Source organism: Pseudomonas sp. FP215 (assembly GCF_030687795.1).
GTDB lineage: Bacteria > Pseudomonadota > Gammaproteobacteria > Pseudomonadales > Pseudomonadaceae > Aquipseudomonas > Aquipseudomonas salmasensis.
Genome location: NZ_CP117447.1, coordinates 832,133 through 846,172 on the forward strand (window position 1 = coordinate 832,133; position 14,040 = coordinate 846,172).

Sequence of the window (14,040 nt, forward strand, 5' to 3'; positions counted from 1 at the left end):
TTGAGAACGCCGCAAAATAAAGGCTTGCCCTAATACCTGTAGGAGCGAGCTTGCTCGCGAAAAACTCATAGGCGCCGCGTTTATTCATGAAACACGCGTTATCGTTGACGTTTTTCGCGAGCAAGCTCGCTCCTACAGAGCGCAAGCCCCTTGGGGAAACACCAGGCTGAACCGCGTAAAACGCCCAGGCTGGCTGGTGACATGAGCATGCCCCTGATGCAAATGCATGATCGACTTCACAATGGCCAAGCCCAACCCGGTGCCGCCCTCGGCGCGGGTACGACTGCTATCGGCGCGGTAGAAACGTTCGAACAGGTGCGGCAGGTGGTGCGCTTCAATACCTCGCCCAGGGTTGCCCACCGACAGCGATACGCTCTGCTCGTAGGTCTCCACCAACAGCAACACGGTGGAGGCCTCGGGTGTGTGGCGAATGGCATTGGAGAGCAAATTGGAAATCGCCCGCTGAATCATCAGCCGGTCTCCCGTCACCCAGGCATCGCCGCGCAGGCTCAGGGTCACGTGTTTGTCTTCGGCACTCAGGGCGAACAACTCCATCACGCGCTGGGCTTCCTGCGCCAGGGACACCTCGGTGAATGAGGCCCGCGCCGCCGGGTGGCTGACCTGCGCCAGAAACAGCATGTCGCTGACAATCCGCGCCAGGCGTTCGAGCTCTTCGGTGTTGGATTCCAGCACTGCCTTGTATTCCTGCGGTGGGCGTTGGCGCGACAGGGTCAACTGGGCCTTGCCCATCAGGTTGGTCAAGGGCGCACGCAGTTCGTGGGCCAGGTCATCGGAGAATTGCGAGAGTTGCTGCACCCCGGCATCCAGGCGGTCGAGCATCACGTTGATGCCGTGGGCCAGTTCACCCAGTTCGTGGGGCAGGTTGTCTACGGATAAGCGATGGGTGAGGTCTTGGGTGGTGACTTTCGCCGCCACCTGGCTGAACTGCTTCAACGGTGCCAGGCCGCGTTGCACCAGCCACCAGGCGCCCATGCCAATCAGTATCAACAGCAGCGGCAGCGCAATCAGCGTGGCGCGCAGGTAGGCACTGAGCAGCGCCTGGTCGTCCATCCGGTCCAGGGACAGCAGCACCCGCACGCGCTCACCGCTGGCCAGGCGCATCAGGCTGGAGGCACTGAGTATCTGGTTGCCGTAGCTGTCGACCCAATTGAGGTAGCCCAGGGTTTCCCGTGGCTTGAAGTCGGTGAGCAGTGGTTCCTGGGGCTTGCTGCCGACGTTGAGCAGCACGCTGTTATCGGGTGCGGTGCCGACGATGGTCAGGTGGAAGTTGTCGTGGCCCATCACCAGGTCCATCAGCGAGTGCGGGCGGGCGCGAATACCATGGGCGTCCAGGCCCAGGGCCAGGCTGTGCTGAATCTGCTCCATCTTGCTTTCCAGGTTCTTGCGCGCGAGTTTTTCCAGCTCATGGGTGAGGGCCAGGTAGGCCAGGGTCGCCAGCAGCAACACCAGGCCCGCGCCCATCAGGCTGACCGTGAGGCCCAGGCGCATCGACAGACTGCCGGTCTTCATGGGCGCGCCTCAAGCACATAGCCCACGCCACGAATGGTGTGGATCAGCTTGACCTCGCTCTGGTCATCGACCTTGGCGCGCAGGCGGCTGATGGAGACTTCCACCACATTGGTGTCGCAGTCGAAATTCATGTCCCACACCAGGGAAATAATCTGCGTGCGGGTCAGCACTTCGCCGGCCTGGCGCATCAGTACTTGCAGCAGGGCGAACTCCTTGGTGGTCAGGTCGATGCGCCGGGTGCCGCGATAAGCGCGGTGGCGGCGCGGGTCCAGTTCCAGGTCCGAGACGCGGAACACTTCCGGCTGTGGAATGTGCTCGCTGCGGCGCATCAGGGTGCGCACGCGGGCGAGCAGTTCGGGAAACTCGAACGGCTTGACCAGGTAATCGTCGGCGCCCATGTCCAGGCCCTTGATCTTGTCAGCCAGCCGGCCACGGGCGGTGAGCATCATCACGCGCTGGGTACCATTGCGGCGCAATTCTTCCAGCACTTGCCAGCCATCCTTGCCCGGCAGGTTGACGTCCAGAATCACCAGTTCATAGGCGTGTTGCCCGGCCAGGTGCAGGCCGTCGATGCCATTGGCGGCGCAGTCGACCACGTAGCCACTTTCATTCAGGCCCTGTTGCAGGTAGTCGGCGGTTTTCTGCTCGTCTTCAACCACAAGAATACGCATGGGGGGTTACCTCTTGAATTAGGGGAGAGAAGGCGCCTATTTCCCTATGGCGGCGGTTTCGGAAGTGGGAAAAGTCTGAAGGCTGAAGTAACTCTAGGGTCAACTGCGACCGTCGGTCGCATGCACCGCAGGCAAAAAAAACGCCCCAAGCGGGGCGTTAAAAATTCATCTCTTTCCAAAGGAGCTACACAAAAGCTTCAGAGATGAATGTGCTCGGGTGAATAAGTTGAAGCGAGTATAGAAAGCTCAACTTAACGGGAAGCTGAGGCCAATATTACAATTTTGATAACCGGCTATTTGTGAACAGATGTTAGTTAATCGCGAGCGAATGTAAGGGCTACAGCACGGCCAATGGGTATTCGGCAATAAAACGAACTTCTTCCAGGTCTGATTCGAACGCACTGGAGCGCACCGTGGCTTGGCGCAAGCGCAGGGACAAGTCCTTCAAACGCCCACTTTGCACCACGTACTTGGCTTCGATATCCCGTTCCCAGCGGCGTTGATCGGTCAAGGGGTTGCCCGCTGCATCGCGGCGCATATACACGGCATTGGCGTTGCTGTAGTCGGCGCCGGTGCCTTTGCCGTAGCGGGTCATGAACGACAGGCCGGGAATGCCGAACGCCTGCATGTCCAGGTCGTAGCGCACCATCCACGAGCGCTCCTTGGGCGCGTTGAAGTCGCTGTACTGGATCGAGTTATTGAGGAAGATCGAGTCTGATTGGCGCAGGTAGTCGAAATCATCGTCGCCGTTGTTACGCTGGTGCGATACGGCCACGCTGTGGGCACCGACCTTGACCCCGAGCCTGGCGCTCCAGATGTTGTTGTCGAACTCACCGAGCCGTTTCTGGCCTTCGTCCACGGCCTTGTAATAGTTGAAGTCGCCGAACAGCGACACGTCGTCGGTCAACGCGTAATTGGCATTGCTGCCCAAGTAGTACTGGTCCCAGGCGTCCTTCAAACGGCTGCTGTAAAGGCTGAAACCCAGGTGGCTGTTGAGTTGGTAGTCACCGCCGAAGTAGGCGATCCAAGGCGAGTCGACCTTGCCGGCATAGAAGGTGGCAAAGCCTTTGTTCATGCCGCTTTCACTGGGCTGGCTCATGCCGCTCAGGCGTCCGCCTTGCAGGCTCAAGCCTTCCACGCTGGTGTTTTGCAGGGTGACGCCGCGAAAGCTCTCGGGCAACAAGCGAGAGTCGCCGTAGGCCACCACGGGGGTGAGTGGGAACACGTCGCCGGCTTTGATCACCGTGTCCAGCACGCGCACTTTTGCCGCGCCGCCGACTTTGCTGTAGCTGTTTTCCGGCTGGTTGTCGCTGTTTACCGGCAGCACGCCGAACGAGCCTTTGCCGCCGCTGCGGCCGCTGCCCGAGTCAAGCGTCAGGCCGTACATGGCGAACGCGTCCAGGCCAAAACCCACGGTGCCCTGGGTAAAACCGGATTCGAATTTACCGATAAAGCCCTGGGCCCAGGCTTCGGAATAACCATTGCCGGTGGGGCTGGACTGGCCTTTGCGGTCATCGCGGTTGAAGTAAAAATTGCGCGCCAGCACGTTGATGCGGCTGCCCTCGATAAAACCCTCGGGCTTGTCCTCCACCGCCATGGCGGCCATGGGCAGTGCAGCCATCAGTGAAAAGGGAAGGGTGTAATGACGAATGCTCATGATGCGCTCCTCGGTGATGGCAGTTATCGGCTTCTTATAGAGGCGGACGTTTTTATTGATCTGGCCCTGGTTGATAGTTGCAAATGGCGGATAACAACTGCATGGCTTGCACATTACAATTCTGGAAACTAACGGCCATCTAACAAATAAGTAATGTTCTGGTGAACCTGGCGTCAGGGTTCACTGGTTACTCTCGACACTGAACTTTCCAGTCGAGGAACCTGTGATGAACTTTTATAAATTAGGCTTGGGTGTGTTAACCGCAGTCTTGTCATTTGGCGCACTGGCCGAAGGGGGTGGGGATCGCACCTTTGCCCTGATGATGGAGCGCAATGAGAAAGCCATGGCCGCCTACGCCATCAAAAAAGGCAAGCCGGTGCCCGAGGTGCAGGCCTACCGCTATGGCATGGACCTGGACATTGCCAAGGTCGTCAACGTGACGCCGCCGATCCGTTCGTGCAACGCCGTGCCGTCGCGCATGACCTACGAAGACTCCAGCGGCAAGCTCAATACCCTGGAATATCAGGTCATGGGCGTATGCCGTAACAATGGCGGTTGAAAATATAGTTGGGCCCAGGGCTCAAGCGCTCTTCAGAAAACCCCGGCAGCGCCGATGCAGGTTAGAACACCCACCTCACTTGCCTAACGGTGCCCCATGTTCAACACCCGCCTGAAGCAAGAGCTGACCGCTCTGCGCGAAGAATTGTCGAGCTTGCTCCAGGTGAAAGAGAGCCTGGAAAGCGAAATGCTCTGCCTGACCCTGGACCCTGAAGGCCGCGTGGAGTGGGCCAATGCCAACTTCCTGCAGGAACTGGCTTATTCACTCGGCGAGATTGTCGGGCGCGCAATCGAAGACCTGGTGCCGGCCCATGTGCGCCAGGACGAGTTCCAACTGCGCTTCAAGCAGGCGCTGGCCCGCGGCGAACACTTTGCCGGCGCCGTACGCCTGATGCGTGGCAATGGCAAAGAGGCCTGGTTGCGCTCAATCGTGCAGCCGGTGCGCAGTTCGGAGGGGCGCATCAGGCAGTTTTCGATGTTCTCCAGCGACCTTACCCGCACCATCGAGAGCTCGCGTGAACATGAAAACCTCATCACTGCGTTGATGCGTTCTACCGCGTTGATCGAGTTCGACCTGGAAGGGCATGTGCTCACCGCCAATGACCGCTTCCTCGGCGCCATGGGTTACAGCCTGGCGCAGATCGAAGGCAAGCATCACCGTATGTTCTGTGAACCGCAGGAATACAACAGTGCCGAATACCAACAGTTCTGGAAGCGCCTGAACGCTGGTGAGTTCGTCGCCGCGCGTTTCAAACGTGTGGACAGCCACGGCCGCCTGGTGTGGTTGGAGGCCACCTACAACCCGGTGGTGGATGCCAATGAGCGGCTGTACAAAGTGGTCAAGTTCGCCACGGTCATTACCGAGCAGGTCAACCGCGAGCAGGCGGTGGCCGAGGCCGCCAATATCGCCTACAGCACCTCTTTGCAAACCGACGACAGCGCCCAGCGCGGCACCACCGTGGTCACCCAGGCCGTGGACGTGATGCGCGACCTGGCCCAGCACATGCAGCAAGCCGGCGAAGGCATCGAGGCGTTGAATGCCCAGTCCCAAGTGATTGGCAGCATCGTCAAGACCATCAGCGGCATTGCCGAGCAAACCAACCTGCTGGCGCTCAACGCCGCCATCGAAGCGGCGCGTGCCGGTGAGCAGGGCCGTGGCTTTGCGGTGGTGGCCGATGAAGTGCGGCAACTGGCGTCACGCACCAGCAAAGCCACCGAGGAAATTGTCGGTGTGGTGCGCCAGAACCAGGACATGGCCCGCGACGCGGTGGCCTTGATGGCCGACGGTCGTGCGCAAGCCGAGCAGGGCCTGGCCCTGGCGGCCGAGGCGGGCACAGTGATCGTCGAGATTCAAGACGGTGCGCAAAAAGTGGTGAGTGCGGTCGGGCAGTTTGCCAATCAGCTGTCGAGCTGACCTGTGGGGCTTGTGCTTGAGGTATCGTAGGTCTTTTCTCGCTTGCAGAGCTGATCGACCATGAGCCCTACGTTCCGTCGCCCCGTCCCACTGTCCAAGGCTTACCGTTTGCTCAACCACGGGCCGACCGTGTTGGTGAGCGCAGCCCACAACGGCCAGCGCAATATCATGGCCGCTGCCTGGGCCATGCCGCTGGATTTCGAACCGCCGAAAGTCGCGGTGGTGCTCGACAAGGCCACCTGGACTCGCCAGCTACTGGAAGGCTCCGGCACCTTTGTGCTGCAAGTGCCTTGTGTTGCGCAGGCTGATCTGGTGCAGACGGTGGGCAATACCCGCGGCGTTGAAACCGACAAGTTCGCGGCCTACGGCTTGCACAGCTTCAGCGGTGAGCACACCGAGGCGCCGATGCTGGAAGGCTGTGTGGCCTGGTTGGAGTGCCGCTTGCTGCCCGAGCCGCATAATCAGCAGGCCTATGACCTGTTCCTGGGCGAAGTGGTCGCGGCCTATGCTGATGAGCGGGTATTCAGTGAGGGCCACTGGCATTTTGAAGGGCATGATGAACTGCGCACGTTGCACCATGTGGCGGGTGGGAATTTTCTGGCCATTGGCCAACCGGTTGTCGGGCGTCAGCTCTGACTGAGGCGGCATGTCCGAGTTAAGCGAACGCATGTTCAAAGCAACGAAGATCAAATGTGGGAGCTGGCTTGCCTGCGAAGACGGCCTAACAGTCAACACAGTTGGACCGTGTACATATCCGTTATTTAGGTAACGGCCACCTAGGGTTCCGCTCTGACAGCGGCTCACTTTTGAAAAGCGCAAAAGTAAGCAAAACGCTCTTGCCCCACCACTCGGCACCTCGCCTAGGCTCGGTGTGCCCGTAATCCGCCAGTGATTTGGGGGGCCGCCGCCACGCGCCATCCATGGCGCGGGGCGGCTAAACCGGCATCCCTGCCGGTTTACCCCCCAAATCACTGTCGAATTCCGGCCAGCGTGGTTTGACGGGGCGCCTAAGATCAAAAGCAGATCAAGATCAAGAGCGGCTCGCTTCGCATCGTGGTTACAGGCGAGCCAGCTCCCACATAGGGTTTGTGGGGTTTTCAGGTTCGCGGCATGCACTCGATGGTGCGGTTTATCACGGTTTTGGCCATCTCCAGCAAGTGCCATGCGGCATGGATTCGGGCGCGGTCGTGGGGTTGCAGGTGATCGCAACAGTCCCACACCGTGGCCGATGCGCTGTTGATCAGATGGGAAATATAGAGTTGAGCGTCTTCGAAGCTGAGCTCTTCGTTGACGACTAGGCAATCCATGGGTGGATCGGGAAGTGCTTTGGTCATGGTGTAACTCCTGATTAAGGCAGAAGCCGGCCCAGTCGCGACTAAACGAAGGGTGGCGGCTGTACGCAGGTTAGTCGACCGGCTAATCAGGAAAATCCGGCGCACCCGAGGGTGCCCTGCGCACAGCCACCATAAAACCTCATGGAGGACCATGCGCCTGATTAGAGTCCGGGCGACTAAACCCGATCACTGAAAAGGCAGTGACGGACCGAAGACTAGCCATCGATTCCAACAGGCACAAGGCGGCAGGGATTGTCTCGGAAACGTCCTGCAATTTAAAGGGACGCGGCTTGCTGGCCTTTTACAAACCATGACCAAATGCCAGTAACGCCACACTTCAACGGTGGGAGGGGCGCTTGCCTGCGTGACCACCTGTCAACCGCCTATCTACCTGACACACCGAGATCCAAATGTGGGAGCTGGCTTGCCTGCGATGGCATCAATAGGGTGTGCCTGATACACCAAGGTGTCTGCATCGCAGGCAAGCCAGCTCCCACAGTTTGAACGTATTCCAACCCAGCACTCAGCGTCCGAGCATTTTCACCCAACGCGACGGCGGCATGCCGTAGGTACTGCGAAATTGGCGGGTCATGTGGCTTTGGTCGGTGAAGCCTGCGGTCATGGCCGCATCCACCAACGATTGGCCTTGGGCCAATAAGTGGCGCACCAGGTCCAGCCGGCGCATGGTCAGGTAGCGGTAGGGGCTGGTGCCGAACAGCACGCGAAAATCCCGCGATAACGCCCAGCGGTCGCGGCCGGCGTGGTCGGCAATTTCATCCAGGGTGATGCTGCGGCCCAGGGCGCTGTGGATGAATTCACGGGCGCGTTCGGCTGCGATGTAGTCGAAGGATTTACGGTGGATGATGGCCCCGGACGCAGCGCTCAGCGCCTGGGCCAGGTCGAACAGGGCGTCTTGCTCTTGCATCGGGTCTATCGGGCAATCCAGGCTTTGCAGCAACACTTCGCTGGCGCGGTGCAGCCGTGGGTCGGTGGACAAGCCGCCGGGGATAAATGGCAATGGCTGCCCACCGAGGATCTGCTGGATCAGCGCCGGCTCCACATAAATCATCCGGTACTTGAAACCTTCTTCGCTGCCGGCACGGCCGTCATGGGTTTCATCCGGGTGGATCACCATGGTGGTGCCGGGCAGGCTGTGGGTGGTGCCGCCGCGATAATGAAAGCTCTGCACGCCGAACAACGTGCGCCCGATGGCGTAGGTGTCATGGCGGTGGGGGTCGAAAGCGAAGCCGGCAAAGTACGCCTCGATACGGTCCAAGCCACTGGCGTGGGGCGCGCGGTGCAGCCAGTCGAGGGAGTGGGTGGGGTTGCCCATGGTGACTTGTCACAAAAGGAGGTGGAAACACGTTAACTGAGTCTGCACCGGTTGTCTGCCGGGGTCTTGTACGATTGTGCAGGTGCTGGGCAATGCACATCGGGTAGCGAATCGCTGACCACCCGTGGTAAGAAGCCTTACTTTCAACAGTGAGGCCGGTTATGAGTAAGGTGCGGGTAGGTATTATTTTTGGTGGGCGTTCGGCGGAGCATGAGGTCTCGCTGCAATCGGCGCGCAACATCGTCGACGCCCTTGACCGCTCGCGCTTTGAGCCCGTGCTGATCGGTATCGACAAGGCCGGTCACTGGCACCTCAATGACACCTCGAACTTCCTCATCAACCAGGAAAATCCGGCGCTGATCGCCCTCAACCAATCCAACCGTGAATTGGCGGTGGTGCCCGGCAAGGCCAGCCAGCAAGTGGTGGAAACCTCCGGCCAGGGCTTGCTGGAACACATCGATGTGATCTTCCCGATTGTCCACGGCACCCTCGGCGAAGACGGCTGCCTGCAAGGCTTGCTGCGTATGGCCGACTTGCCCTTCGTCGGCTCCGACGTGCTCGGCTCAGCGGTGTGCATGGACAAAGACATCAGCAAGCGCCTGCTGCGTGACGCGGGTATTGCGGTCACGCCGTTCATCACCCTCACGCGCGGTAACGCGGCGCGCACCTCGTTCGAAACAGCCGCTGGCAAGCTCGGTGTGCCGATGTTCGTCAAGCCCGCCAACCAGGGTTCGTCGGTGGGCGTGAGCAAAGTCAGTGACGAAACCGAATACCGCGCAGCGGTTGAACTGGCGTTGGGGTTTGATGAAAAAGTGCTGGTGGAGTCCGCCGTGCAGGGCCGCGAAATCGAATGCGCCGTGCTGGGTAATGACCAGCCCATCGCCAGCGGTTGTGGCGAGATCGTGGTGAGCAGCGGTTTCTATTCCTACGACAGCAAATACATCGACGGCCAGGCCGCCCAAGTGGTGGTGCCGGCGGCGATCAGTCATGAAGCCAGCGAGCGGATCCGCAGCCTGGCCATTGAGGCGTTTGAAGTGCTGGGCTGCGCCGGGTTGGCGCGGGTGGATGTGTTCCTGACGCAGGACGGCGAAGTGCTGATCAACGAGATCAACTCACTGCCCGGTTTTACCCGCATCAGCATGTACCCCAAGCTGTGGCAGGCGGCGGGCATGAGCTACAGCGAGCTGGTCAGCCGGTTGATCGAGCTGGCGCTGGAGCGGCATGCGGGGCGTAAGGGGTTGAAGATCAGCCGCCAGTGATTGGCCCGCACCAGTAACGCCATCAGGCGTTACTGAGCACTTCGCGAAAAACGTCCGGCCTTATGGCCGCAATATGCAGTAGCGAACGTGCTGCTCCGGAAGGTGCGCGACGCCCTTGTTCCCATTCTTGAAGGGTTCTTACTGACACGCCCAGAAGCTCGGCAAATTTGGGTTGTGAGAGCCCTGTCTTGCTTCTTGCTTCGGCAGCCTGAGTGACCTCAACGTGCTGCACAGCACCGTAACGTCCCGCTTTGACATCCTGAATGGCTGTCAGTAGTTCTTCGCCTATATTGCGTTTGGCGTCACGTTCCTTCAGTTCTTTATCAGTGAGTGGCATGGTTCATTTCCTTTGCGATTTTGTACAGGATATGTGCCGGAATATTCTCCGTGGCGCTCTTGCCGTAAATCAGTAGCGCGACTACTGCTCCGCACTCCAGTTGTGATTTACGACATAAGATTGCAGGTCTTTTTTTATAAGCCTGTACGGATAGGTCAACACCTTAATCACCCAACGCCTCACCTTCACGCCGAGGGTCAGCGCCGCCACTGAGCGTCACCTTGCCCTGGGCATCCCGTGTGCGCACGATGGCTTGCACGCCGCTGGTCATCTCGATCTCGCTCAGGGCGTGGCCCTTGTCCTTGAGCGCCTGTTTCAGCGCTGGGCTGAACAGTCCAACTTCCAACTCGGTAGCACCATTGCGGCTGCCAAAGTTGGGCAGGCTGATGGCTGCCTGCGGGTCGAGCTTCCAGTCGAGCATGGCGACCAGGGATTTACTCACGTACTCGATGATTTGCGAGCCGCCGGGGGAGCCGACGGTAGCCAGCAGTTCGCCCGTGTTGCGGTCGAACACCAAGGTCGGCGCCATGGCCGAGCGTGGGCGTTTGCCCGGTTGTACGCGGTTGGCCACGGGCTGGCCGTTTTCTTCGGGAATGAACGAGAAGTCGGTCATCTGGTTGTTGAGCAAAAAGCCCTGGACCATCACATGGGAGCCGAATGCCGCTTCCACCGTGGTGGTCATCGACACGGCGCCGCCCTGGTCGTCCACCGCCACCACCTGGGAGGTAGAGATGCGCAGCGGCGAGCGGTCTGGTGCGTACGCCACCTGAATACCGGCGGGTTGGCCGGGCTTGGCGACGCCCATGCTGCGCTCGCCGATCAGCGTGGCGCGTTGTGCCAGGTAACCTGGTGCGACAAGACCAGCAACCGGGACGGGGGTGAAGTCTGCATCGGCCACGTACATCGCGCGGTCGGCAAAGGCCAGGCGCCCGGCTTCGGCGAGCAGGTGCACGGCCTCGGGTGTCGGTTCAAACCCGGCCGGCGAAGCACTCTTGACCGGTGTCATCGGGGCGATGGCCAACTGCGGGTCGCGGGTTTCCAGGGCTTGCAGTGTCCCGAGGATCTGCGCCACGGCTATCCCGCCCGAGGACGGCGGTGGCATGCCGCAGACCTTCCATTGTTTGTAGTCGGTGCACAGCGGTGCGCGTTGCTTGGCGGCGTAGCCCTTGAGGTCGGCCTGGGACAAGCTGCCGGCATTGCGATGGCCCTGCACCTTGCGTGCGATCTCCTCGGCAATCGGGCCTTGGTACAGCGCGTCCGGCCCTTCCTTGGCGATGCGCTTGAACACGGCGGCCAGTGCCGGGTTTTTCAGCAGCGTGCCGGTGGCTTTTGGCGAGCCATCGGCATTCAGGAAGTACGCCGCCATGTCGGGTGATTGCGCGATAAAGCGGTCAGCGGCGATCAAGCTGTGCAAGCGCGGGGAAATGGCGAAGCCTTGCTCCGACAGGCGAATCGCCGGCTCGAACAGCTTGGCCCACGGCAAGTGGCCGCTCTTTTTGTGCGCCATCTCCAGGGCGCGCAATACCCCTGGCGTGCCCACCGAGCGCCCGCCAATCTGCGCATCCGTGAACGCCATCGGCGTACCGTCGGCCTTCAGGAACAGACGCTCTGTCGCCCCGGCCGGTGCTGTTTCGCGGCCATCGTAAGCCTGCACGTTGTGCCCATCCCACAGCATGATGAATGCACCGCCGCCGATGCCGGAAGACTGTGGTTCCACCAGGGTCAATACCGCTTGCATGGCAATCGCCGCATCAATGGCCGAACCGCCTTGGCGCAGCATTTCACGCCCGGCTTCGGCGGCCAATGGGTTGGCGGCGGCAGCCATATGGCGCTCGGCGTGGCGGGTGCTCAGGTCGGTGCGATAGCCCGAGCCCAACTCCGGGGCCGGTGGCTGTTCATTGACCTGCGTGTGGCAGGCGGCAAGGGCCAGGGCGGCGGCGATGACTGTCAGGCTGCGGCGGGAAATCAAAAACACGCGCTGAACTCCGTTCATGGTGAGAAGGGGCTGTTGTCCTTGGGCTACTGCGTTTTACAGGTAAATCGTGCCTTGCATGTACAGCACGGCCTTGCCGGAAATAATCACCCGGTCACCCTGGAGCTCACAGCGCAACTGGCCCTTACGCTGGCCGCCTTGCTCGGCGCTCAATTGCGATTTGCCCAGGCGCTCGGCCCAGAACGGTGCCAGCGAGGTGTGCGCCGAGCCGGTAACCGGGTCTTCGTTGACCCCCACATTCGGGCCGAACCAGCGCGAGACGAAATCAAACCGCGTGCTTTTGGCGGTTACCGCAATCCCGCGTTTAGGCAGGCCCTTGAGCCGCGCGAAATCGGGTGTGAGGGCCGCTACCTGGGCTTCATCTTCCACCAGCACGATGTAGTCGTCGGTGCCAAACACCTCGGCGGTTTCAAGCCCCAGGGCGCTCAACATGCCGTGGGGCGGCTCGCAGCGTTCGGGTTTCTTGGCCGGAAAATCCATCGCCAGCTCATCGCCGTTGCGCGTTACCCGCAACTCGCCGCTACGGGTGGCAAAGCGCAACACCTGCGGGGCGTCCGCCAACTTGTGGATCAATACCCACGCGGCTGCCAACGTGGCATGGCCGCACAGGTCCACCTCCACTTGCGGGGTGAGCCAGCGCAACTCATAGACGTCGCCACGGGGTACGAAGAACGCGGTTTCCGAAAGATTGTTCTCGGCCGCAATCTGCTGCAGTTGCTCATCAGGCAGCCACTCAGTGAGTGGGCACACTGCTGCCGGGTTGCCGCCGAAGGGATGGTGGCTGAAAGCGTCGACTTGGTAGATGTCCAGTTGCATCGTGGCACTCCGTGTTTAGGGGAGGCTGGACACTAACAGTGGGGGTGGGGGGCGTCAAAATACAGTTGGGGAGTTTTTTTGCGCGCATAAAAAAACGGCCTACCTTTCGGTAAGCCGTTTTTAGTACTTGGTGGCTACACAGGGACTTGAACCCCGGACCCCAGCATTATGAATGCTATGCTCTAACCAACTGAGCTATGTAGCCAAGTGGCGCGCATTATTCGCTTGGAACGGCAATGCGTCAAGCGTTTTTGTTGAAAATTTTTCTACGCTTTCAACTGTTTAAGCCAAAGCGCTGATTTTGGCGACGGGCGGTGGCGAATGCACCGTGGATGAGGGGGAGTAGAAGAAGCTCGGTGTCTTTGAAGGTTTACTCGCGGGCCAAGTCCGACAGTGTTGGGCAGATATCCCTGTCGCCCAACGCTTGACCGGCTAATTCAACTTACGGGTGCAGTGGGGTGTGGGTGACGCGCTTGAGCTGTTCGCGTGCCCGTGACAGGCGCGAGCGCACGGTGCCGATAGGAATGTCCAGTACGTCGGCGGTGTCCTGGTAGCTGCCGTCGGTTTCCAGCGAGGCATACAACGTCCTACGCATTTCTGTGGGCAAATGATCAATCGCGCTCAGGGTATTTTCCAGTCTCCGGTTGACCTCGAATTCCCAGTCCAGGCTGTGGCTTTCTTCCTGTCCGTGCCACAGCGACTCATCGAATTCGCAATGTGCAGGCTTGGCATACAGGCGTCGAAAGTGGTTGCGGATCAGGTTTTGCGCGATACCGCACATCCAGGTACTCAGCGTCGCGGTACCACTGAAACGCTCGCGATTGCGCCAGGCTTCCAAGTATGTCAGTTGCAAAAGATCATCCGCGTCTTCCGGGTTGAGAACCCGTTTGTGAATGAAACGTCGGAGTTTTTTCTGTTGGTCGTCTGTCAGATGGAGCATGAATTGAGGCGAACTGCCACCAAGGTGAACTAAGGCTTCAATAGGGATATTCATGATTTTTCCTTAAGGTAGACGCAGTCGAAATAGTTTCGGCGTTTACCTCTTTTGCACTGCCTGTGCCAAAGGAGAATCTGCACATAACCCAATGATTTATATATATAAATACTTTAATTTCGTGGCGCTTTTGTGCAGTAATTT

The 14,040-nt window shown here is 59.8% G+C and carries 12 protein-coding genes, 1 tRNA gene and 2 pseudogenes; 5 read left to right on the forward strand and 10 right to left on the reverse strand.

Translation table 11 applies throughout. From position 1 onward, the window contains the following. Positions 1-132: 132 nt before the first annotated feature. The 3 genes from PSH76_RS03540 to PSH76_RS03550 form a co-directional block, all read right to left on the reverse strand. Positions 133-1,530: a heavy metal sensor histidine kinase gene (locus PSH76_RS03540; protein WP_186608463.1), complete on the reverse strand. Its 1,398-nt coding sequence runs from the start codon at positions 1,528-1,530 to the stop codon at positions 133-135. Continuing rightward, complete coding sequence (locus PSH76_RS03545) at positions 1,527-2,201, reverse strand: heavy metal response regulator transcription factor (protein ID WP_032893695.1); 675 nt, start codon at positions 2,199-2,201, stop codon at positions 1,527-1,529. The genes PSH76_RS03540 and PSH76_RS03545 overlap by 4 nt, the downstream gene beginning before the upstream one ends. A gap of 337 nt (positions 2,202-2,538) precedes the next feature. Beyond that, entirely contained in the window at positions 2,539-3,858 is a 1,320-nt protein-coding gene (locus PSH76_RS03550; protein WP_032893694.1) for an OprD family porin, read from the reverse strand. Positions 3,859-4,084: 226 nt separating this feature from the next. Between PSH76_RS03550 and PSH76_RS03555 the strand changes: the two genes are divergently transcribed. The 4 genes and pseudogenes from PSH76_RS03555 to PSH76_RS03565 all read left to right on the forward strand — a co-directional run bounded on the left by PSH76_RS03555 (position 4,085) and on the right by PSH76_RS03565 (position 6,466). Further along, entirely contained in the window at positions 4,085-4,417 is a 333-nt protein-coding gene (locus PSH76_RS03555) for a DUF2790 domain-containing protein (RefSeq protein WP_044271288.1), read from the forward strand. A 186-nt stretch (positions 4,418-4,603) separates the two neighbouring features. Next, positions 4,604-5,242, forward strand: a pseudogene (locus PSH76_RS30675) (PAS domain-containing protein); the annotation flags it as partial. Positions 5,243-5,398: 156 nt separating this feature from the next. Beyond that, positions 5,399-5,830 (forward strand): annotated as a pseudogene (locus PSH76_RS30680) (methyl-accepting chemotaxis protein); the annotation flags it as partial. Positions 5,831-5,890: 60 nt separating this feature from the next. Next, positions 5,891-6,466, forward strand: a complete 576-nt coding sequence (locus tag PSH76_RS03565) for a flavin reductase family protein (RefSeq protein WP_138761232.1) — start codon at positions 5,891-5,893, stop codon at positions 6,464-6,466. 461 nt (positions 6,467-6,927) lie between these two features. Here the strand turns inward: PSH76_RS03565 and PSH76_RS03570 are convergent, their stop codons facing one another. Beyond that, positions 6,928-7,164: a hypothetical protein gene (locus PSH76_RS03570; protein WP_098949640.1), complete on the reverse strand. Its 237-nt coding sequence runs from the start codon at positions 7,162-7,164 to the stop codon at positions 6,928-6,930. Between the two features lie 523 nt (positions 7,165-7,687). Next, complete coding sequence (locus PSH76_RS03575; protein WP_138761233.1) at positions 7,688-8,497, reverse strand: AraC family transcriptional regulator; 810 nt, start codon at positions 8,495-8,497, stop codon at positions 7,688-7,690. A gap of 161 nt (positions 8,498-8,658) precedes the next feature. Here PSH76_RS03575 and ddlA point away from each other — a divergent pair, with 161 nt between their 5' ends. Continuing rightward, positions 8,659-9,756, forward strand: a complete 1,098-nt coding sequence (ddlA, locus tag PSH76_RS03580) for a D-alanine--D-alanine ligase (protein ID WP_305493607.1) — start codon at positions 8,659-8,661, stop codon at positions 9,754-9,756. Between the two features lie 22 nt (positions 9,757-9,778). On the opposite strand, the gene PSH76_RS03585 is transcribed toward ddlA, so the two are convergent. The 5 genes from PSH76_RS03585 to PSH76_RS03605 form a co-directional block, all read right to left on the reverse strand. After that, positions 9,779-10,093 (reverse strand): DNA-binding transcriptional regulator, encoded by a 315-nt coding sequence (locus tag PSH76_RS03585; RefSeq protein WP_019817027.1) that lies wholly within the window; start codon positions 10,091-10,093, stop codon positions 9,779-9,781. Positions 10,094-10,256: 163 nt separating this feature from the next. Further along, positions 10,257-12,086, reverse strand: a complete 1,830-nt coding sequence (gene ggt / locus PSH76_RS03590) for a gamma-glutamyltransferase (protein ID WP_138761235.1) — start codon at positions 12,084-12,086, stop codon at positions 10,257-10,259. A 36-nt stretch (positions 12,087-12,122) separates the two neighbouring features. Next, the gene (locus PSH76_RS03595; protein WP_138761236.1) at positions 12,123-12,902 is read right to left on the reverse strand and encodes a PhzF family phenazine biosynthesis protein; all 780 of its coding nucleotides are present in this window, start codon (positions 12,900-12,902) and stop codon (positions 12,123-12,125) included. 128 nt (positions 12,903-13,030) lie between these two features. Then, positions 13,031-13,107: transfer RNA gene (locus PSH76_RS03600), tRNA-Met, on the reverse strand. Positions 13,108-13,344: 237 nt separating this feature from the next. Continuing rightward, the gene (locus tag PSH76_RS03605; protein ID WP_032893686.1) at positions 13,345-13,896 is read right to left on the reverse strand and encodes an RNA polymerase sigma factor; all 552 of its coding nucleotides are present in this window, start codon (positions 13,894-13,896) and stop codon (positions 13,345-13,347) included. Positions 13,897-14,040: the final 144 nt, after the last annotated feature.